This window comes from Arthrobacter citreus, from assembly GCF_038405225.1.
Taxonomy (GTDB): Bacteria; Actinomycetota; Actinomycetes; order Actinomycetales; family Micrococcaceae; genus Arthrobacter_B; species Arthrobacter_B citreus_A.
Map to the genome: position 1 here is coordinate 248,975 of NZ_CP151657.1, position 19,936 is coordinate 268,910.

Consider the following 19,936-nt stretch of genomic DNA (forward strand, 5'->3'; position numbering starts at 1 on the left):
GTTGTGCCTCTCACACTGCAATCGGAGCTTTGATGCCGGGGTGGTGGCGGTAGTCCAGGACCTCGAAGTCCTCCAGGACGTAGTCGAAAATCGACTCCGGCTTCCGGGCCAGACGCAACTGTGGGTAGGGGTAGGGTTCGCGGCTCAGCTGCTCGCGGACCTGGTCCACATGGTTGTCATATATATGGACGTCTCCGCCGGTCCAGACAAACTCGCCCGGTTCCAGGCCGGTCTGCTGCGCCACCATCAGGGTCAGCAGCGCGTAGGAGGCGATGTTGAACGGAACTCCCAGGAACAGGTCCGCCGAGCGCTGGTACAGCTGGCAGGACAGCTTGCCGTCGGCCACATAGAACTGGAACATGGCGTGGCACGGCGGCAGGGCCATGTTATCCACCTCGGCGGGGTTCCAGGCCGTGACAATGTGGCGGCGGGAATCCGGATTTGTCCGGATGCTCTCGATCACCTTGGCAATCTGGTCAATGGAACCGCCGTCAGGCGTCGGCCACGACCGCCACTGGACACCGTAGACCGGGCCCAGCTCGCCGTCGTCGTCAGCCCATTCGTTCCAAATACTCACGCCGCGCTCCTGCAGCCAGCGAACATTGGAATCGCCGCGCAGGAACCACAGCAGTTCCAGGGCCACCGATTTGAAGTGCACCCGCTTGGTGGTGATCAGCGGAAAGGAATCCCGCAGGTCAAAGCGCATTTGGCGGCCGAACACGCTGCGCGTCCCGGTGCCGGTGCGGTCGGATTTTTGCGTCCCGTGCGCCATGACGTCGTGGAGCAGGTCTTCGTACGGGGTAGGAATAGTCACGGCACCCAGTCTAGTTGCATCCCGTCCCGCACGAAGGATTGGTCTTGACAGCGTGAATATCCCCTCATCAGTACGACGGATCGGTCCGGCTGAGTTGTTGGCCCGTTATCCGCACGAAGGATGGTCCGCTTGAGGGGAAATGGATCCATCGTGCAGATCAGGGGCTATCCGGTAATCCTTCGTGCAGATCAGGGGCTCAAAAGGACGTTTTTGGCGCTCTTGGTCCCGTTATCTGCGCGATAGAAGTTTTGATGGCCCGTTATCTGCACGAAGGATCGGTCCGGCGGGGTTGATGCCCCGTTATCTGCGCGAAGGATTGGTCGGGCGGCGTTGATGCCCCGTGATCTGCACGAAAGATGTGGCTACGCGGAGAGCTGCGCCACCGTCCGGCGGTAGCGGCTTCGGGCCAGCAGTCCGGCCCCGCCCATCGCGGCCAGGAACCCCAGAATGGGCAGGACAAACAGCAGGACCGAGCCGTCGGGCGGCAGGAACCAGCCGCGCATACTGATCCAGCCCACCAGCAGGGACAAGTCCACAGCTGTCAGGGCCAGGAAATACAACGTTGCATCCATGCCGGCCTGTTGGTGCACCTGCTCGTCAACGCCGGCCGGAGCGGCGTTGTTGAGCGGAAAAGGCCGGATAATCAGTGCTGTTACGTACAGGAACACGAGCAAACCGGCAGACAGCAGCGGGCCGAAGAACACCGTCCCGAAGGACTTCTCCTCATAGCGGTCCGCGGTGCCGGAGCCATCCCAGTGCACCGGCAGGCGTTCCGGCAGCGAGGGCCAGGCCGCAGCTCCGACCGCGGCCACCACCACCACGACGAGCCCGGCGGCCAGGTACCATCCGGGGTGGACGCCCGGAACGGCGGTGTCCCGGCTCACCGATCTCAGAGGGCTCCGCCGGCAGCTTCGGGAGCGCCGGCGTCGTGCTCGCCACCGTCGCCAATGCGTTCACGCGCCATGAAGTTCTCCAAATCAAAGAGGTTGTCCGCCCGCTTGGCCACGGTGAGGAGCGTGGACATGGACGCCACTTCCTCAACCTGCTCCTTCAGGAACCACAGCATGAACTGCTCACCCAGCGCATCTCCCTCTGCCCGGGCCGCCGCGAAGAGGGCTTCGATCTGGCGGGTGACCTGCTGCTCCTGCTCCAGGGCCAGGGCGATCGGTTCCACCACGGAGCTGAAGCCGTTGCGCACCGCGGCCACGCCGGGAATGCTCACGGGAAGATCGCGGTCCAGCATGTACTGCACCAGCATCATCGCGTGGTTGCGTTCCTCAACCGACTGCGCGTAGAAGTGCCGGGCCAGCTGCGGAAGGTCTTCGCCGTCAAAGAACACCGCCATCGCCACATACTGCTGCGATGCGTTGAATTCGTGGCCGATCTGGGCTTCAAGGAGCTCTGTGAAAGTGGTCATGCGCCTACCCTAGGCCCCCGTCCGTGCTGGAAAAAGCACGGTTAGGCTTAGCTTTGCACGGCGGGGCACGGGCAAAGCTGCCGCATTAGTCGTCGAAGGCCCGGAACCGCTCCAGCGAAACGATTCGGCCCTCGTCCGCGGCACTGACCTGGCAGATGATGGCCTCACCCGGAGCCAAATAGGGATCCTTGGACGGCAGGCCAATGGACAGGCCCGCCGGCATGTGTCGGGCCAGGACCTCAAAGACCACGGGGAGCACCGGCCGGTGGGTGCACAGCACCACGGGTTTGCCTTTGTCGAACTGCGCCTCCACGGCATTGCGCGCCTTGCCCGGCTTGCGCTTGGCGCTGCGTTCGGTGATGGCATCAACCGTCTTGAACTTCACGGACCGCGTCTTCACATACGGGCGGACCGTCTGCACGCACCGGACCCAGGGGCTGGAGACCACTCGGTCCGGGAGCCAGGCAGTCAGCAGCCGGGACACGGCCTGTGCCTGCCGCAGACCGGTGGCAGCCAGTGGCCGGTCACCCTCCGCCCGCGTCCAGGAAGAGCGGGGCTTGGCCTTGGCGTGGCGGACAATAATCAGCGGCCAGGTCCGGAGCCTGCCCTCGGCATGCGCCTCTTCGAGGGCATGCAGGGGCAACCGGTCGGAGGGATTGGTCAGCTCGGCGTGGGCCTCCTCCGGAGAACACCAGCGGACCCCGTCCACTTCCTTGCCGTCCGGCTCGGGCTTGCCGTCCTGGATCCGGGCGGCCCAGTAATGCACAATCTTCATGCCCGATGCCACGGGGTAGACGGGGGCAGGCAGCGGAATGCCCAGGCGGATGCCCACGCCGGCTTCCTCCCGCACCTCGCGCACGGCACACTCCGGGGTTGTTTCGCCCTCGTCCAGCTTGCCCTTGGGCCAGGACCAGTCCTTGTAGCGCGGACGGTGGATCATGAGCACCTCAAGCTGGCCGTTCCGCGTGCGCCAGCACAGGGCGCCGGCGGCAACCACCTTGATGTCCCCGGGCTCGCCGGCCCCGGCCTCGGTGGCTTCCCCGCCGTCGGCCCAGCCACGCCCACTCCTGGGCTTTGCGCGTTCATCCGGCAGGAGCGGCCGTCCGGCCGTTGATGTGTCAGGTTCAGAGGACATGGGAATCAACGGCGGACGAGTGCACGCTGGCGGGACCGGGACGCGAGCAGCCAGGACTGCACATCCTGAAGCGGTTCCCCCTCTTCATTCTTGTGGTGCCGGGTCCAGATGCCGTCCTTTTCCAGGTGCCAGCTGGCCGTCCCGGGGTCCATGTACCGGTCCATGAGGGAGATGAGGTCCGCAACGTCCTCGCGCGAGGCCAGCTGGACCAGGGCTTCCACCCGGCGGTCCAGGTTACGGTGCATCATGTCGGCCGAACCGATGAACACCACCGGGTCCCCGGCGTTGGCAAAGGCGAACACCCGGGAGTGTTCCAGGAAGCGGCCCAGCACGGAGCGGACCGTGATGTTCTCGCTGAGGCCTGGGACCCCCGGCCGCACGGAGCAGATGCCGCGCACAATGACATCCACCCGGACACCGGCCTGTGACGCGCGGTACAGCGAATCAATGATCGCCTCGTCCACCATGGAGTTCACCTTGATGATGACGCGCGCGTTCAATCCGGCCTTTTTGTTGGCGATTTCCCGCTCGATGCGGTCGATCAGGCCGGACCGCACGGAGCGCGGCGCCACGAGCAGACGCTTGAAGGTGGACTTCGGCGCGTAGCCGGACAGCTGGTTGAACAGCTTCGTCAGGTCTTCGCCCACCTGTTCGTTGGAGGTGAGCAGCCCGAGGTCCTCGTAGTACCGGGCGGTGCGCGGATGGTAGTTGCCGGTGCCGATATGGCAGTAGCGGCGCAGCCCGTCCACTTCCTGGCGGACCACCAGGGACAGCTTGCAGTGGGTTTTCAGGCCCACGATGCCGTACACCACGTGCACACCGGCCTGCTCCAGTTTGCGGGCCCAGGAAATGTTGGCCTGCTCATCGAACCGTGCCTTGATTTCCACCAGTGCCAGCACCTGCTTGCCGGACTCGGCGGCGTCGATCAGCGCATCCACGATGGGGGAGTCCCCGGAGGTGCGGTACAGGGTCTGCTTGATGGCCTGGACCCGAGGGTCCGCGGCGGCCTGTTCCAGGAAGGCCTGGACCGACGTGGAGAAGGAGTCGTAGGGGTGGTGCAGCAGGATGTCCCGGCGGCGCATGGCCGCAAAAACGTCAGCCGGCTTTGAGGTCTCCGATTCCTTCAGGTGCAGGCTGGTGTGCGGCACCTGCTTGGGATAGTGCAGATCGGCGCGGTCGATCCGGCTGATCGGGGCCAGGCCGCGCAGGTCCAGCGGTGCCGGCAGCGCGTAGACCTCGTCCTCCTCCACACCCAGCTCGCGCACCAGCAGCTCGCGGATGCTGGGGTTGATGTCGGTGGTGACCTCGAGCCGGACGGGCGGGCCGAACCGGCGGCGCAGCAGTTCCTTCTCCAGCGCCTGCAGGAGGTTCTCGGCGTCGTCCTCCTCCACCTCCAGGTCCTCGTTGCGGGTGACGCGGAAGGTGTGGTGCTCCATGACGTCCATGCCCGGGAACAGCTGGTCCAGGTGTTCGGCAATGACGTCTTCCAGCGGAATGAAGCGAGCCACCCGGCCGGCGACGTTTCCGGCGCGGGGGCCGTCCACGGAGATCAGGCGGGGCAGCTGGTCCGGGACCTTGACGCGGGCGAAGAACTCCTTGCCGCTGACGGGGTTGCGCACCACCACGGCCAGATTCAGCGAGAGACCGGAAATGTAGGGGAACGGGTGCGCCGGGTCCACGGCCAGCGGAGTGAGGATCGGAAAGACCTTGGACGCGAACTGGCGGTGCAGGTAGGCCTTGGCGGCGTCGTCGAGCTCGTTCCAGCTCACGAGGTGGATCTGTTCCTCGGCCAGGGCGGGCCGGATCTGCCGTGCGAAGACCTCGGCGTGGCGCTGCTGCAGCCGGTAGCCGGCCTCAACAATGTGCTCAAGCTGCTCGATCGGGCTCAGCCCGGCAGCGGAGGGCACTGCCAGCCCGGTGGCGATCCGGCGTTTGAGGCCGGCCACCCGGACCATGAAGAACTCATCGAGGTTGGACGCGAAAATCGACAGGAAGCTGACCCGCTCCAGCAGATACAGGTCAGGATCCTCGGCAAGCTCCAGCACGCGGGCGTTGAAGTGCAGCCAGCTGATTTCGCGGTCCAGGAACCGTTCCGGGCTGATGTCCCCCTCGGGCACGAGCGCGGGACCGAAGTCGGGTATATCGATCCGGTCCTCGGTGGCCCGCGGCGCCGACATGGACTCTGCCGACCCGAAAGTGTAATGCGGTTCGGCGGCGGTATCGGATCCCATGGTCTCTCCCTGCAGTACTGGCGGCGGTTCGGACTGCGCCCCGGGAAAGCCCCGGCGGACGCGCCCGTCAAATCAACATTACAAGCTGTTCAGCCTCAGCCGGCCGCGTACATCACATCCGCGTCCCAGCGGACAAAACCCAGCCGCTTGTAAAGCGCCATGGCCGGTTCATTGTCGGCGTCCACGTAAAGCATGATGGCCTGCAGGCCGGCATCCTGCAGGTGGCGGATTCCGGCGACCGTGAGCGTCTTCCCCAATCCCAGGCCCTGGGCCCCGGGAATGACGCCCACCACGTACACCTCGCCGATCGGCGGATGGCCGCCGGCCCCGGGATGGACCTTGGTCCAGTGGAAGCCGAGGATCGCGTCGTCGTCATCGCGGACGGCCAGGAGGAAACCCGCCGGGTCAAACCAGTCCTCGGCCATGCGCGCGTCCAGGTCGGCGCGGGTCATGCCGCCCTGCTCCGGGTGATGGGCAAACGCGGCGGCGTTTGCGGCAAGCCAGGCTTCCTCGTCCTGCCCGGGCCGGAAGGCTCTGATCGAGACGCCGTCGGGCAGCTCCGCAGCCGGCAGGCCCGAATCCTCGCTGCCGCGGGTCAGGCGAAGGCGCAGGAGCTCGCGCACCGGGCGGTAGCCAAACCGCTGCGCCAGCTCGACCGCGGCCTCATGGTTGCCGTGCGACCACCCCTGGGGCGGGGCCGCCGGGCCGCCGCTAACCTGTTCCTGCACCGAGGTGGCCAGGGCAGTGCCCACGCCCTTGCCCCGGTACGCCGGATGGACCACCAGCTCCAGGACTCCGGGCTCACCGTCCCGGCTGCCGGTCAGCACGGCAACGCCGGCCAGGTCTTCCTCCTCCGGGGACTGCCCGGCGGCGCAGGTGGAGAACACCATCAGGGAATCCGCGTCAGCTTCGGCGGACCGCAGGTCAACGAGCGTCTGCTCCGACAGCGGCGGGTTGCCGTCAGCTTCTTCGGCCGCCGCTGCCAGCTGGCGGATCCGGGCCAGCAGCTCCGGTTCGGGGGTCCCTTTGGTGAGCGTTACGGACCAGGGGGTTACGCGTTCGTCTCTCATTGAAGAAGCCTAACGCCACGCTGAACGGGAGTAACCCCGCCTCATGCCTCCTGGTTCGCAGCAGCCGCCTGATCTTCGGCCAGCCGCGACCGGGTGAAGCGGTATCCGACGTTGCGGACCGTGCCGATGAGGTTCTCATGGTCCGGACCCAGCTTTGCCCGCAGCCGGCGAACGTGGACGTCCACCGTGCGGGTGCCGCCGTAATAGTCATAGCCCCAGACTTCGTGCAGGAGCTGGTCGCGGGTGAACACGCGGCCCGGATGCTGGGCGAGGTATTTCAGGAGTTCAAATTCCTTGTAGGTCAGGTTCAGTGCCGTGCCGTTGACGCGCGCCGTGTAGCTGGCCTCATCGATGACGACGCCGGACGCCCGGATTTCCGTGCTGGCGGTTTCGGCGGCGGCACTGGTGCGTGCGGCCATGAGCCGCAGCCTGGCCTCGAGCTCGGCCGGTCCCGCGGAGTCGAGGATGACGTCGTCTGCCAGCCAGTTGGCTGCCACCGCGGCCATCCCGCCCTCGGTGAGAATCAGGATCAGGGGTGTGTCCAGGCCGGTGGCCTTGAGCAGCTGGGTCAGCGAGCGGGCTCCCACCAGGTCCTTGCGGGCATCAACAAGGACCACGTCGCTGGGATCGGTGTCAAGCAGGGCCGTGGGCTCGGCGGGCACAACCTGGACCTTATGGTTCAACAGTCCGAGGGCAGGCAGAACGTCCACAGAGAGGCCCTGGCTGTTGGTCAGGAGCAGAATGTGCGACATGGTTTCCTCCGAAAGTTGGGCGCACATCGTTGGGCACAAGCTTGACCGCGTTCGCAGGAGGCGAAGGTGTTGAAAGTATAACCATCGCGCTTCGCCCGGCCTGTAGCTTTCATCTGCACCGCGTAATAAGGCAGGATGGACCGAGTGAAACTTTGGAGCGTACCGGTGCTTGCGGCAGCAGCCCTCATAGGCATCGTAGGTGCTTCGTATTGGTCCGTGGCGGCAGTTGCCGTCATTTCCGGACTTCTGGCCGTGGCGGTGGGTATCGGCTGGCCGCATTTGCTTGATGTTCCCGCCAAGAAGACGCAGGGTGCCGTCCTGGCCCTTGCCGGGGCCGGAGCATGCGCCGCGGCGTATTTCGCCCCGGCCGCCGCGCTGTTGACCTGGCTGCCCGGCATCGCGGCGGCGGGTGTTGGCGCCATCTTCCTGATTCAGCTGCTGCGCGGCACCGGACAGGCGCACCGGCTCGAATCCACCATTGGCAACATAGCCGGCGTGCTGCTTGCCGTGATGAGCTCGGGTTGGGTGGCTGCTGACCGGCTGGCCAACGCCGACGGCAGCCCGGCCGGAGTGACCATCGGCGGGGCCGGCATATTCGCAGCCCTCGCCGTGACGCTGATTCCCCTGCCGGACCGCATCGCCGCGCCCCTGGGAGTTGCCGCCGGAGCACTGGCCGGGGCCCTGGCCGGAGTCCTGCAGCCCGAAGCGGGCGTTCCGGCAGTTGCGGCTGCCGCCATGGGGGCCGTGGGAGCGGCAGTGGTCATGGCGGTGCGCCGGCTGGTCCTGTCCCGTGACATCACCACCCGCCGCGGCCGGCTCGCGCTTTCACTGGCACCCGTCGGGGCGCTGGGCTCGGTTGTCTACTTCATGGCCAGGTTGCTCGTTCCCTGACCGTTCCGCCGGATGTCATGGAAGCAAACGCGTCCGGGTGCGGGTTAGGATGTAGCTATGGATTCGCTCTTAGCCCTTGAAATCTTCTTCATCGTTCTGCTCGGCATCACCGGCGTCGGCATGGCCGCTTTCGCCGGCCTGGTCATCAGCCGCCTGTATAAAGGGCAGAAGTAACCCACCCGCAGCAACCGAAGGAACAGGTCAGCGCCATGCCCATGGAGATCCCCACCGATCTGACCCCCGAACTCGTGCCGCTGTCCTGGCTGCTTGGCACCTGGGAAGGTTCCGGCCGTCTCGGGGAGGGTGAAGCCGACTCCGAGCACTTCTTGCAGCGCGTGACCTTCAGCCAAAACGGCCTGCCGTATCTGAAGTACGAGGCTGAAAGCTGGCTCACGGACGAGGAAGGCACCGTCCTGCGCCCCCTCGCGGTTGAAACCGGGTTCTGGGCACTCGACCGTCCCTTGAACGACGCCGACGGCGGCCCTGGCCTGACACCCGCGGACATCGTCCCGGCCATGCGCAGCGCCGACGAGGTGGAAAAGCTCCGCAACGACAACGGCGGCTTTGACATTACGGCCACGATTGTCCATCCCGGCGGCATCGCGGAACTGTACTACGGCCAGATCAAGGGCCCGCAGATCTCGCTGACCACGGACCTGGTCATGCGGGGCGTCAACTCCAAGGAATACACCGCCGCCACCCGTATCTTCGGTCTGGTCAACGGCGACCTGTACTGGCGCTGGGATGTGGCCGAGGGCGGCAACTCCCTGACGGCCCACGCTTCAGCCATCCTCAAAAAGAACGCCTGACCTGCTTCCCCCGGGAAAGCCGGAGGAATAGCGGCCCCCGCAAGGACGTTGCACTCCATATGACTTACCTGAGCCCCCTCTTGTCCCGTCACGGCGCGGTGGAAGCCGGCGGCCTTGATGCCGGCGTCGCCGCCCACTACGGCGATCCGCTGCGCGAACAGCGTGAATTGGCCCGCGGAAACGCCGTTGTGGACCTCTCGCACCGAGGCGTTGTCACCGTCAGCGGCCCCGACCGGCTGAGCTGGCTGAATACCCTTTCCTCGCAGGGCGTTCTCGACCTGAAACCCGGGATGAGTTCGGAACTGCTGCTGCTCAGCGTGCAGGGGCGGATTGAGCACGACGCCCGGATCCTCGACGACGGCAACACCGCGTGGCTGACCGTGGAGGCAGCCGAAGCCGAGCCCCTGGCCCAGTGGCTCGACCGGATGAAATTCATGCTCCGGGTGGAGGTGGCGGACGTCAGCGAAGAGTGGGCCGTCGTAGCATCCATGACCCCCGTGCCGGCGTGGGAGCAGTACCAGTCATGGACAGACCCCTGGCCGAACATCGGCCCGGGCGGCTACGCGTACACCGGTGTTCCCGAAGATTCCCACCCCGGCCGCGACCGGCCGTGGCACGAGTACCTCATCCCGGCACAGGAGCTGGAGGCGGCCATTGAAGCCTCCGGACGCACCCTGGCCGGCACCATGGCCTCCGAAGCGCTGCGCATTGCCGCCTGGCGCCCCCGGATGGGCGCGGAGACTGACGACAAGACCATTCCCCACGAGCTGGACCTGATCCGCACCGCCGTTCACCTGGCCAAGGGTTGCTACAAGGGCCAGGAAACGGTGGCACGGGTGCACAACCTCGGGCATCCGCCCCGCCGGCTGGTGTTCCTGCAGCTGGACGGCTCGCAGCACACCCTTCCCGCGCCCGGCAGCGCCGTGCTGCTGGGGGAGCGGAAAGTGGGCACCGTGACCTCCGTGGCCCAGCACTACGAGATGGGCGCAGTGGCCCTGGCGGTGGTGAAGCGCTCCGCGGACCCGGCCGCAGAACTTGTGGTGGACGACGACGGCGAGCCCTACGCCGCCGCGCAGGAAATCATTGTTGCGCCCGACGCCGGGCAGGTTGTCGGGCGTGCCGGTGGTTTCCTCCGCCCGCCCCGGCCATAGCCGGAATCAGATACAGCCGGATTCAGACACAGCCGGAATCAGATACAGCCGGATTCAGACACAGCCGGATTCAGATACAGCCGCGCTTAGTGGCAAGACGCTAGACCGACAGATCGCTTCAGAGGAGATCCAAGATGACCCCGGAACCCCGCCCAGAGATTGACGACGACATCATTGAGCTTGCGGGTTTGGTGTTCGACGCGGCGCGGGCCGGCGATACGGACGGGATCCGGGGCTATTTGGACGCCGGCGTGCCGGTGAATCTCACCAACGGTTCCGGCGACACGCTGGTGATGCTGGCGTCCTATCACGGCCATGAAGAGCTGACCGCCCTGCTGGTGGAGCGGGGCGCGGATGTGAACACGCAGAATGACCGGGGCCAGACCCCGCTCGCGGGTGCCGTGTTCAAGGGCTACACCGGTATCTTCTGCATCCTGTTGGAAGGGGGAGCGGACCCGGACTCCGGCTCGCCCAGTGCACGGGAAACGGCGGGGTTCTTTAAGCGGCAGGAAATGCTGGACCTGCTGCCCTAACTCCGGCCGGGCGGCGGCTAAGCCGAAAGCTGGACTTCGGAACAGACACCGACGGCCACAAATCCGGCACCGGCCGCGGTGCGGGCGGCTCCGAGATTATCCACCGGCGCACGGTACTGCGGGATCAGCCCCGCTGCCATGGCCTCTTCCACCGCCACTGAGGTGATGTAGCGTCCCAAGCCGCGGCGCCTGGCGTCCGGCATGGTGAGCGTGCTGATGTCCGCCAGGATGCCGTTCCGGATGGTGTACCCGGCTCCGGCCAGGGGGGCCGGTTCCTCGGCGCTGTCATCAACCAGGATGAACAGCTGCTCCTTCTCCGCCAACCCGGCCTCCGCGACGTCGTCGGGCGGGCAGCGGCGCTCGAGCTGAACCGCAAACTCCTGGTCCTCGGCAACCGCCATGTCGTCGGCGGGCTCCACCGGTCCGGGGAAGGAATCAGCGAAGCACAGCCGGTCGGATCCGACCGTCCGCCCGCCGTACTCCACTGAAAGACTGGCAAGGGCAGTCTGCCGGCTCAGCTCATCGGCGCTTTTGCCGCGCGCACGGTCTGCGGCCCAGCCCGGGCCGCAGAACACCTCGCGTCCGAACAGGCGCACAAATTTCACCTGCCGTGACTGTTCCTGGACGCTGTAGATGCGGCTGCCGTCCCCGGCTCCGGCCAGGGCATCGTCGGCCAGCCCCAGCCCGCGGGACCAGGCGAGCTGGATGATCGCAATTGTTCCCGGATCCAAATTCATACGTTTCAAACTACACCGCGCCCCTCGCCCGCCGACGAATCCAGCCGCCGAATTTAGCCGAAGAGGATGGACGCCTCGTCGTAGCGGCGCTGCGGCACGGTCTTGAGGTTATCCAGCGCCTTTTCGAAGCCCACGTGCACAATGTCGGTGCCGTGCAGGGAGACCATGGTGCCCCAGAGCCCGTCGATCACGGAGTCGATGGCCGCCATGCCCAGCCGGGTTGCGAGCACGCGGTCGTAGGCCGTGGGGACTCCGCCGCGCTGGATGTGGCCCAGCACGGTGGCGCGGGTTTCGATTCCGGTCCGGGCTTCGATTTCCGGTGCCAGCAGCTCTCCGATGCCGCCCAGCCGCGGCCGGCCGAAAGCATCCAGTCCTCGTTCGGAATGCGGGGACTCCATATCGGTGGTGACAAACCCCTCAGCCACGACCACCAGCGGTGCACGGCCGCGGTCGCGGGCCTGGGTCACCCATTCGGCGATCTGGTCCAGGCTCTGCGGGTTTTCCGGAATCAGGATGGCATGTGCTCCGGCGGCCATCCCGGAATGCAGCGCGATCCAACCGACGTGGCGGCCCATAACCTCTGCCACCATGCAGCGGTGGTGGGATTCGCCGGTGGTCCGCAGCCGGTCGATCGCTTCGGTGGCGATCTGGACGGCGGTGTCGAAGCCGAAGGTGTAGTCGGTGGCATCCAGATCGTTGTCCACAGTCTTGGGCACACCAACAATGTTCAATCCCGCGTCGGTAAGCCGCTGTGCGGCAGCGAGGGTGCCTTCACCCCCGATGGCGATGATCGCATCGACACCCAGCCGGTCCATCGTGGCCTTGATTTTCTCCGGGCCTCCATTGGGGCCGTCGAAGGGGTTGGTGCGGGACGTGCCCAGAATGGTTCCACCCTGTTTGGAAATGCCGCGGACGCTGGTCCGGGGAAGGTCGATGATGTCGCCGTCCACGACTCCGCGCCAGCCGTCCAGGAATCCCACGAACTCCTGGTCATGAACCTTGATCCCCTTCAGGACAGCACCGCGGATCACTGCGTTGAGTCCGGGGCAGTCGCCCCCGCTGGTTAGGATACCGATCTTCATGAGTGAAACCTCTGGTTCGTTTGGCGGGGCTGCTGGATCTTCAGCCTCGATTCTAGCCATCGCCGGTGCCCGGGCCACTGCCGGGGGCGCGCATTAAGGCTGCGGGACCGTGATTGGCTGCGGAACTCCGCCCTGAAAGGCTCGTGTTATGAAGCGTTAACGGTTGCCGATCCAGCGTTCCAGGACGATGCTTCCGTCCGATTTGGGCAGCAGCAGCCATGCCGCGAGGTAGGTCCAGACGCCCACAAAGGGCAGGAGGAAACTGATCAGGACCACTATCCGGACCACTGAGACGTCCCAGCCGAAGTGCTGTGCGATGCCGGCGCAAACACCTCCCGCCCACCCCTTGGTCCGGTGAATGGGCGAGGAACGCAGAATGCTGAAAAATCGGTTCATGGTTTTAGCCTGCCTGTTCGGTGCATGGTTTAGGAGCGGTTCCGCCCCGGGTGAAATGAGCACTGCGTTTGGTGCCCTCGAAGTTGGTACTGGGGTTGCATGGCTCGGGAAGCTGGTCAGCTGTTTTTGCGGTTCCGCTTGCCCAGGGCGGAAATCGCGCCGCCGACGAGCAGGGCGGTGCCGGTGCCCAGCGTTAATCCGAGCAGGACCACCAGCGGGTCAAACGCGATGTCCGTCAGCAGCCATGCCAGCAGCAGGATGCCGGCGGCGGTGAGGAGCAGGCCCCACACAATGGTGCTGGTCCGTGCCGGCCTGCGGCCTTCATCGGCGGCGGGGAAGCGGGCATCGGAAGTGGGCGAAGTGTTCATCGTTCGAGGTCGCTTTCATTCACGGTCACCAGCACGTTGCTGGCGAATCCCTTCACATGCACCACAAGCGGGTCTGTGCCTGTTCCATTGAGTTTCCGCTCCGAACTGCGCCATATGCTTCCGGACTCGGTGACAGAATCGCCGTCGTTGATCGCCACATTGCCGGCCAGCATGTCGGTGCGGACCAGGACGGGAATGTCATTGGGCACCAGGATGGTCATATCACTTGCAGCGACGGTCACCGGTACTTCCACGGAGGACCGGCCTGCGTCGGACAGATACCGCAGGTCAAGCTCTCCATCGCCGGCGGCGAGCGCATAACCGCCGGTGGCCGGCTGGGTGCTGTCCGGTGCCCAGTCCGCCTGATTGGCGACGACGACGTTGGCATAGCTTCCAATGCCGCTTCCGGTGGCGGCGGCAGACACCACGACGACGACGGCGGTCAGGCCCAGAACTCCCGAGGAACGGCCCATGGCGCCGAGCACCACAATGGCCAGTCCGTTGACCACTGCTGCGCCGGCCAGCGCCACGCCAACGGGTGAGCCCACATTCATCACGCCGGTGTAGTCCAAGGTCAGGATGATCCCCGCGGTGAGCAGGACCGCACCAAGAACGAGGGCCACCTCGGCGCCCCCGGGGCTGGTCCGCCGGTGCATGGTGCCGGGCCGTGCGTCGCGGTCCGGCGCACCCCCGTACCCGCCGGAGCCGGGTTGGGCTGGATACGAAGGACGCGCAGGATACGCCGGCGTCGGATAAGCCGGCCCGGGGCCCGCCGGAGCGGATCCTGTCGAACCGGGACCTGTCGAACCGGATCCGGTCGAACCGGGACCTGTCGAACCGAAGCCCGACGGCGCCGGATAAGTGCCCGCAGGATATACGGTTCCGGCGGATTTGCCCCCGGTCGACCCGGCGCTGACGCCGTTGCGGGAACGGGTCGACAGCCAATAGATCAGGAAGCCAACGCCAGCCACCCAGAAGAGGGGCCAGAAGAAGAAGCCGCCGAACCATCCGTCGTCGGCCCACCACAGGCTTGGTCCGGCCCCCAGGATGATGGCCGTTAGTGCGCCGGTGGTGCCCGTTGTCCAGGTTCCGCGCAGGGCTTCCTCAGCGTGGATGCGTCCGTCCGGTTCGGGGAGGAAAGCCCAGGCCAGCCCGTAGAGCAGCAGGCCGACTCCGAACAGGGCCAGGACCACAAACAGTCCGCGGACCAGTATGGGATCCAGGCCAATGCGGGAGGCCGTGCCGGAGGCTACTCCGCCGATCCAGCGGTCACCGCCGCGCACGACGCCCAGGGAGCGGACCCAGGTGAAAAACCCGCCCGGCCGTTGCTCCGTTCCGGTGCCGGGAGTTGGTTCGCTCTCCGGCCCCGGTATCCGGTGGGATCCGGCGGCGGTGGCATGCGGGGGCAGGGGCTGGGTGGGAGCACCGTGGGACGGCAATGGTTCGGTGGGTGCGCCGGAGGTTTCGGCGGCGGGCAGCCGGTCGTTTCCGGCCGGATCGGGTTCTGAGGGGAGCGGGGTCATGATTCAATTCTGTCGGCGAACCGGCGGGAAAGAATCGGGAACTCCCCTGAGGCAACCCTGAGTCAGCCCTGAAAAGGGGCCGGGACGTCCGTTACGGCCGTCGGGACGCGCCGGAACGTGCTTGGATAAAGGCATGAAGGCACCACTGATCCGCCCCGAGGACCGCCTGGTTGCCGGCGTCTGTTCCGGGCTCGCCGGACACCTGGGCTGGTCCGTTAATCTGGTCCGCGCGCTGATGGTGCTGCTGGCAGTGTCCGGCGGCGCGGGACTGGTCCTCTACGCCTGGCTGTGGATCCTGGTCCCGACGGCGGGGGAGGCGGCGGAGAACGCCGACGCGGGGCGCAATCCCCGGAGCGTGGCGCAAAACTTCACCGGCCACCTTTCCGGAAACCCCGTCCCCGGGCGCCCCTCCACCAAGCGGGGCTGGATTGAAGCCGCAGCCGGCAGGGACGTCCTGGCAGGGCTGGCCCTGCTGGCCGTTGCCGCGGTTTTCATCGCCCAGCGGTTCGGGGCCGACATCAACTGGCGGGTCATCTTCCCCCTCGGCGCCATTGTGGCCGGCGCCGTTTTGGCCTGGTCCCAGCTTGATGAGGCCCGCCGGGCAGGACTGCTCAGCCGTGCCGGCGCCGACCGGCGGTCCGGCCTCCTGCGCCTGGCGGCGGGATTGCTGCTGGTTGTTGTAGGCGTGCTCCTGATGGTCTCCGGAGCACTGGCCTGGGATGTGCTGTTTGCGGGACTGCTCGCCGCGGGTGCTGTCCTGGCCGGGGTCGCTCTTGTTTTCGCCCCCTGGGCGGTCAAATACTGGCGTGAGCTGGAGACGGAACGGGCTGGCCGGATCCGCGAACGCGAGCGCGCCGAGATCGCCGCCCACCTGCACGATTCCGTCCTGCAGACCCTGGCACTGATCCAAAACCGTGCCGGTTCCGAGCAGGACGTGGTGCGCCTGGCCCGTGCGCAGGAACGGGAGCTGCGGCGCTGGCTTTACGCCGACGACCCACGCGCCCCCGGGCAGCTGTCGGATTCCATCGCAGCTGTTGCAGCTGCGGTCGAGGATGAATACGGGTATCCGGTGGAAGTGGTGACGGTGGGGGATGCTCCGCTGGACGCTGCCACCGAAGCCCTGACCCAGGCCTCGCGGGCCGCACTCATTAACGCAGCCCAGCATGCCGGCGGTCCGGTCTCCGTCTATGTGGAGTGCACGGCGGACCGCGCCGAGATTTTCATCCGCGACCGCGGAAGCGGTTTTAACCCGGAGGCAGTACCCCCGGACCGGCTCGGCGTCCGCGAGTCCATTGTGGGACGCATGAGGCGCAACGGGGGCACCGCCGTCATCCGCAGCGGGCCGGAAGGGACTGAAGTGCGGCTGGCGCTGCCGCTGTCCCGGTCCGCGCCGGAAGCGGGCACCAACACCAATCAGACATCGGAGCACCAATGACAAGCGGCACCACCACCAACAGCGACGGCATCACTGTTAGCGACGGCATCAACGTTGTGGTCGTTGACGACCACGCCATCTTCCGGTCCGGACTCAAAGCAGACCTGGACGGCAGGCTGCGCGTGGTCGCCGAGGCGGACACTGTGGAATCTGCCGTTGCCGTTATCCGCGCCCACCGCCCCGCCGTCGTCCTCCTGGACGTGCACCTGCCCGGCGGTATTGGCGGAGGCGGCGCTGAAGTGATTGCCGGCTGCCGGGACATGCTGGGCAGCACCCGGTTCCTTGCGCTCAGTGTTTCGGACTCGGCCGAAGATGTGGTGACCGTTATCCGTGCCGGTGCCCGCGGCTACGTCACCAAAACCATTTCGGGAGCGGAGATTTCCGACGCCGTGGTGCGGGTGGCTGGCGGAGACGCCGTGTTTTCACCGCGGCTTGCGGGATTTGTCCTGGATGCTTTCGGCACCGGGGCCGTGGCGGCGGTGGACGACGAGCTGGACCGGCTATCGGCCCGTGAACTGGAAGTGATGCGGCTGATCGCCCGCGGGTACAGCTACAAGGAAGTGGCCCGGGAACTCTTCATCTCCGTGAAGACGGTCGAAACCCATGTCTCGGCCGTGCTGCGCAAGCTCCAGCTGTCCAGCCGGCATGAAATCAGCCGGTGGGCCGCCGACCGCAGGCTGCTCTAGGGAGCGGCCTGCGGTCGGCGGAAGGATCAACAGCTACTGAGCGCGGCCCAGGAATTCCTGCAGCCGGGCCATTCCGGTCGCTAGGTCCTCGTCGCCCAGGGCATAGGACAGGCGCAGGTAGCCTGAGGGACCGAACGCCTCACCGGGCACCACTGCCACTTCAACCGTTTCCAGGATCAAGGCAGCCAGTTCCGCCGAGGTCTGCGGCCGGACCGGCCCCTCCGCGCCCGGGAATTCCTTACCCAGCAGGGCCCGCACGTCCGCATAGGCGTAGAAGGCACCTTCGGGCATGGGGCAATCGACGCCGTCGATCGAGTTCAGCGCTGACACCATGGCGCGGCGGCGGCGGTCGAACGCCGTCTTCATTTCGTCCACGGCGGTCAACGGGCCGGACACGGCGGCCAGGGCAGCCATCTGGGACACGTTGGCGACGTTGGAGGACAGGTGCGACTGCAGGTTGGTGGCAGCCTTGATGACGTCAGGGGCGGCGATCATCCAGCCCACCCGCCAGCCGGTCATGGCGTAGGTCTTGGCCACGCCGTTGAGCACCACAACCTTGTCGCCCAGCTCAGGAGCCGCGGTGGCGATCGAGGTGAACTGAACGCCGTCGTACGTCAGGTGCTCGTAGATCTCATCCGTGACCACCCAAAGTCCCCGGGCCGCGGCCCAGCGGCCAATCGCGGCAACCTGCTCGGCGGGGTAAACGGCGCCCGTGGGGTTGGACGGCGAGCAGAACAGGAGCAGCTTGGTTTTGTCGGTGCAGGCAGCTTCGAGCTGCTCCACGGTCACCATGTAGCCCTGCTCCGGTCCGGCGAAGACCTCAACCGGGATGCCGCCGGCCAACCGGATGGCTTCGGGGTACGTGGTCCAGTACGGCGCCGGCAGCAGAACCTCGTCGCCGGGGTTCAGCAGCGTGGCAAAGGCTTCGTAAACGGCCTGCTTGCCGCCGTTGGTGACCAGGACCTGCGCCGGTTCCACCGCGTACCCCGAGTCCCGCAGGGTCTTCTCCGCGATGGCCTTTTTCAGCTCGGGCAGACCGCCGGCGGGGGAGTAGCGGTGAAAACGGGGATTCCGGGCGGCTTCGACCGCGGCGTCGACAATGTAGTCAGGGGTCGGGAAGTCCGGCTCGCCGGCGCCGAAGCCAATCACGGGCCGGCCGGCGGCCTTCAGCGCCTTCGCCTTGGCGTCTACGGCAAGAGTGGCGGATTCTGCGATGGAGGCGATGCGCTCTGAGATTCGGCCGGTTGAAGGCATGGCGTTCCCGTCTATGGTTGCGGTGCGGTGGTCAACCCCAGTTTAGGTGCAGGTCCCCGTGTGCACCGTTTCTTACGGCGGCAGCGGCCCCGCGCACTTGGGCGGAATCGGACCGGCACCGCGGGAAACAGCGCTCAAAATCACGTTGCCGCAGGCCCGGGACGGCCCGGTTCGACGGAACCGCAAACTTTGAGTAGACTAGACCTTCGGTGTTGAAGTCCTGACACTGGTCTGTGCCTGTCGCCGGTTCGCTGACGAGGGGCATTACCGGTAGAGTGGTTTCCTCCATAGGGTAGTGGCGCAATTGGTAGCGCAGCGGTCTCCAAAACCGCAGGTTGCAGGTTCGAGTCCTGTCTGCCCTGCGCACGGCTGTCATCACGACAGCTCAGCAGTCCTTCATGAAGCAGCAGTCCCAGCACGCGCTGCGGCTGTGAACCTAACAGATGAGTGAGGCGAAAGGTGACCGAGACAGCTGCCAGCAGCTCCAAGGGACACCCCTCCAGCGGGCCCAAGAAGCGCGGCTTCTTCGCGGCCATTGCGCTCTTCCTTCGTCAGGTTATTGCTGAACTGAAGAAGGTGGTCACACCCACCCGCAAGGAACTGCTGAGATACACCATCGTGGTTCTGGCCTTTGTGGTCGTGATGATCGTTATCGTGACAGTTCTGGATTTTGTCTTTGGTGCGGGAGCACTGTGGATCTTCGGTGAAGGCAGCGGCGAGAGCTAGCGCCCTGCCTGTGTTCCGCCCCGAGGGCAGGAACCGCAGGCCTTTGAGCTAGTGACAAACCCCATAGAGCTCTGAAGAAGAAAGCAGGAATCTACGTGTCCGAGCAAGAACTCGAATCACAGATCAATGACGAAACCGCTGATCTGGATGCCGAGGATGAAACGACCGCAGCAGACGCCGCCGAGGTGCCTGCTGAAGGCGACGCGCCGGCAGATGCCGACGAGGCCGTGAACTCTGATTCCGCAGACTCCGACGACGATTCCGAAGATTCAGCTGTGTCGGAAGACTCCGCAGAAGAGCCCGAGGAAGACCCGGCAGAAGCCTTCAAGGCCAAACTGCGCCGCCAGGAGGGTGACTGGTACGTCATCCACTCCTACGCCGGTTACGAAAACCGCGTCAAGGCAAACCTCGAGACCCGCATCCAGACCCTGGACATGGAAGATAATATCTTCGAAATCCAGGTCCCGATGGAGGAAGTCGTCGAGATCAAGAACACCACCCGCAAGATCGTCAACCGGGTTCGCATCCCCGGTTACGTGCTGGTGCGCATGGAACTTACCGACGCCTCCTGGGGCGTTGTGCGCCACACTCCCGGTGTCACGGGCTTCGTGGGCAACGCCCACAACCCGGTGCCGCTGAGCCTCAAAGAGGTTTACTCCATGCTGGAGCACACCGTGGTTTCCCCGAAGACCGAAGCCGGCAAGCCCGCGCAGGAGTCTTCGAACTACGCAGTGGACTTCGAGGTTGGCGAGCCCGTAACGGTCAACGAAGGACCGTTCGAGACGCTCCAGGCCACGATCTCCGAGATCAAGCCCGAATCCCAACAGCTGGTGGTCCTCGTGACCATCTTCGAGCGCGAGACTCCGGTGACTCTTGGCTTCGGCCAGGTCACCAAGCTGGCGTAGCACTAAAGACTTCGTTGTCTG

At 65.9% G+C, this 19,936-nt stretch carries 21 protein-coding genes and 1 tRNA gene; 9 read left to right on the top strand and 13 right to left on the bottom strand.

Annotated elements, in window-relative coordinates:
* Positions 1-10: 10 nt before the first annotated feature.
* The 7 genes from AAE021_RS01210 to AAE021_RS01240 form a co-directional block, all read right to left on the bottom strand.
* Positions 11-814: a thymidylate synthase gene (locus tag AAE021_RS01210; protein WP_342023884.1), complete on the bottom strand. Its 804-nt coding sequence runs from the start codon at positions 812-814 to the stop codon at positions 11-13.
* Between the two features lie 362 nt (positions 815-1,176).
* A complete protein-coding gene (locus AAE021_RS01215; protein ID WP_342023885.1) occupies positions 1,177-1,698 on the bottom strand; it encodes a DUF1648 domain-containing protein in 522 nt (173 codons plus the stop codon).
* A gap of 5 nt (positions 1,699-1,703) precedes the next feature.
* Positions 1,704-2,231, bottom strand: a complete 528-nt coding sequence (locus AAE021_RS01220; RefSeq protein WP_342023886.1) for a ferritin — start codon at positions 2,229-2,231, stop codon at positions 1,704-1,706.
* An 85-nt stretch (positions 2,232-2,316) separates the two neighbouring features.
* Positions 2,317-3,366 (bottom strand): NUDIX hydrolase, encoded by a 1,050-nt coding sequence (locus AAE021_RS01225; protein WP_342023887.1) that lies wholly within the window; start codon positions 3,364-3,366, stop codon positions 2,317-2,319.
* A gap of 5 nt (positions 3,367-3,371) precedes the next feature.
* Complete coding sequence (locus tag AAE021_RS01230; RefSeq protein WP_342023888.1) at positions 3,372-5,597, bottom strand: RNA degradosome polyphosphate kinase; 2,226 nt, start codon at positions 5,595-5,597, stop codon at positions 3,372-3,374.
* Between the two features lie 95 nt (positions 5,598-5,692).
* The gene (gene mshD / locus AAE021_RS01235; protein WP_342023889.1) at positions 5,693-6,667 is read right to left on the bottom strand and encodes a mycothiol synthase; all 975 of its coding nucleotides are present in this window, start codon (positions 6,665-6,667) and stop codon (positions 5,693-5,695) included.
* A gap of 41 nt (positions 6,668-6,708) precedes the next feature.
* Positions 6,709-7,419 (bottom strand): response regulator transcription factor, encoded by a 711-nt coding sequence (locus AAE021_RS01240; protein ID WP_342023890.1) that lies wholly within the window; start codon positions 7,417-7,419, stop codon positions 6,709-6,711.
* 144 nt (positions 7,420-7,563) lie between these two features.
* On the opposite strand from AAE021_RS01240, the gene AAE021_RS01245 reads away from it, so the two are divergent.
* The 4 genes from AAE021_RS01245 to AAE021_RS01260 all read left to right on the top strand — a co-directional run bounded on the left by AAE021_RS01245 (position 7,564) and on the right by AAE021_RS01260 (position 10,803).
* A complete protein-coding gene (locus AAE021_RS01245; protein ID WP_342023891.1) occupies positions 7,564-8,310 on the top strand; it encodes a hypothetical protein in 747 nt (248 codons plus the stop codon).
* A 209-nt stretch (positions 8,311-8,519) separates the two neighbouring features.
* The gene (locus AAE021_RS01250) at positions 8,520-9,119 is read left to right on the top strand and encodes an FABP family protein (RefSeq protein ID WP_342023892.1); all 600 of its coding nucleotides are present in this window, start codon (positions 8,520-8,522) and stop codon (positions 9,117-9,119) included.
* A 59-nt stretch (positions 9,120-9,178) separates the two neighbouring features.
* Positions 9,179-10,270, top strand: coding sequence for a YgfZ/GcvT domain-containing protein (locus tag AAE021_RS01255; RefSeq protein ID WP_342023893.1), 1,092 nt, complete (start codon positions 9,179-9,181; stop codon positions 10,268-10,270).
* Positions 10,271-10,404: 134 nt separating this feature from the next.
* A complete protein-coding gene (locus tag AAE021_RS01260; protein WP_342023894.1) occupies positions 10,405-10,803 on the top strand; it encodes an ankyrin repeat domain-containing protein in 399 nt (132 codons plus the stop codon).
* Between the two features lie 17 nt (positions 10,804-10,820).
* On the opposite strand, the gene AAE021_RS01265 is transcribed toward AAE021_RS01260, so the two are convergent.
* The 5 genes from AAE021_RS01265 to AAE021_RS01285 all read right to left on the bottom strand — a co-directional run bounded on the left by AAE021_RS01265 (position 10,821) and on the right by AAE021_RS01285 (position 14,909).
* Positions 10,821-11,540, bottom strand: coding sequence for a GNAT family N-acetyltransferase (locus tag AAE021_RS01265; RefSeq protein WP_342023895.1), 720 nt, complete (start codon positions 11,538-11,540; stop codon positions 10,821-10,823).
* Positions 11,541-11,593: 53 nt separating this feature from the next.
* Positions 11,594-12,622 carry a 6-phosphofructokinase gene (locus AAE021_RS01270; RefSeq protein ID WP_342023896.1) on the bottom strand — a complete coding sequence of 343 codons (1,029 nt, stop codon included), beginning with the start codon at positions 12,620-12,622 and terminating at the stop codon, positions 11,594-11,596.
* A 156-nt stretch (positions 12,623-12,778) separates the two neighbouring features.
* Positions 12,779-13,018 carry a PspC domain-containing protein gene (locus tag AAE021_RS01275; RefSeq protein WP_342023897.1) on the bottom strand — a complete coding sequence of 80 codons (240 nt, stop codon included), beginning with the start codon at positions 13,016-13,018 and terminating at the stop codon, positions 12,779-12,781.
* 116 nt (positions 13,019-13,134) lie between these two features.
* Positions 13,135-13,386, bottom strand: a complete 252-nt coding sequence (locus tag AAE021_RS01280) for a hypothetical protein (protein ID WP_342023898.1) — start codon at positions 13,384-13,386, stop codon at positions 13,135-13,137.
* Entirely contained in the window at positions 13,383-14,909 is a 1,527-nt protein-coding gene (locus AAE021_RS01285) for a PspC domain-containing protein (protein WP_342023899.1), read from the bottom strand. Before AAE021_RS01285 ends, AAE021_RS01280 begins: the two co-directional genes overlap by 4 nt.
* 133 nt (positions 14,910-15,042) lie before the next feature.
* Here AAE021_RS01285 and AAE021_RS01290 point away from each other — a divergent pair, with 133 nt between their 5' ends.
* A complete protein-coding gene (locus AAE021_RS01290; RefSeq protein ID WP_342023900.1) occupies positions 15,043-16,344 on the top strand; it encodes a PspC domain-containing protein in 1,302 nt (433 codons plus the stop codon).
* Entirely contained in the window at positions 16,341-17,030 is a 690-nt protein-coding gene (locus tag AAE021_RS01295; RefSeq protein WP_342023901.1) for a response regulator transcription factor, read from the top strand. Before AAE021_RS01290 ends, AAE021_RS01295 begins: the two co-directional genes overlap by 4 nt.
* Before the next feature lie 33 nt (positions 17,031-17,063).
* On the opposite strand, the gene AAE021_RS01300 is transcribed toward AAE021_RS01295, so the two are convergent.
* Positions 17,064-18,284: a pyridoxal phosphate-dependent aminotransferase gene (locus AAE021_RS01300; RefSeq protein WP_342023902.1), complete on the bottom strand. Its 1,221-nt coding sequence runs from the start codon at positions 18,282-18,284 to the stop codon at positions 17,064-17,066.
* A 289-nt stretch (positions 18,285-18,573) separates the two neighbouring features.
* Here AAE021_RS01300 and AAE021_RS01305 point away from each other — a divergent pair.
* The 3 genes from AAE021_RS01305 to nusG all read left to right on the top strand — a co-directional run bounded on the left by AAE021_RS01305 (position 18,574) and on the right by nusG (position 19,915).
* Positions 18,574-18,646: transfer RNA gene (locus tag AAE021_RS01305), tRNA-Trp, on the top strand.
* Between the two features lie 97 nt (positions 18,647-18,743).
* A complete protein-coding gene (gene secE / locus AAE021_RS01310) occupies positions 18,744-19,010 on the top strand; it encodes a preprotein translocase subunit SecE (protein WP_341393364.1) in 267 nt (88 codons plus the stop codon).
* Positions 19,011-19,105: 95 nt separating this feature from the next.
* A complete protein-coding gene (gene nusG, locus AAE021_RS01315) occupies positions 19,106-19,915 on the top strand; it encodes a transcription termination/antitermination protein NusG (protein ID WP_342023903.1) in 810 nt (269 codons plus the stop codon).
* Positions 19,916-19,936: the final 21 nt, after the last annotated feature.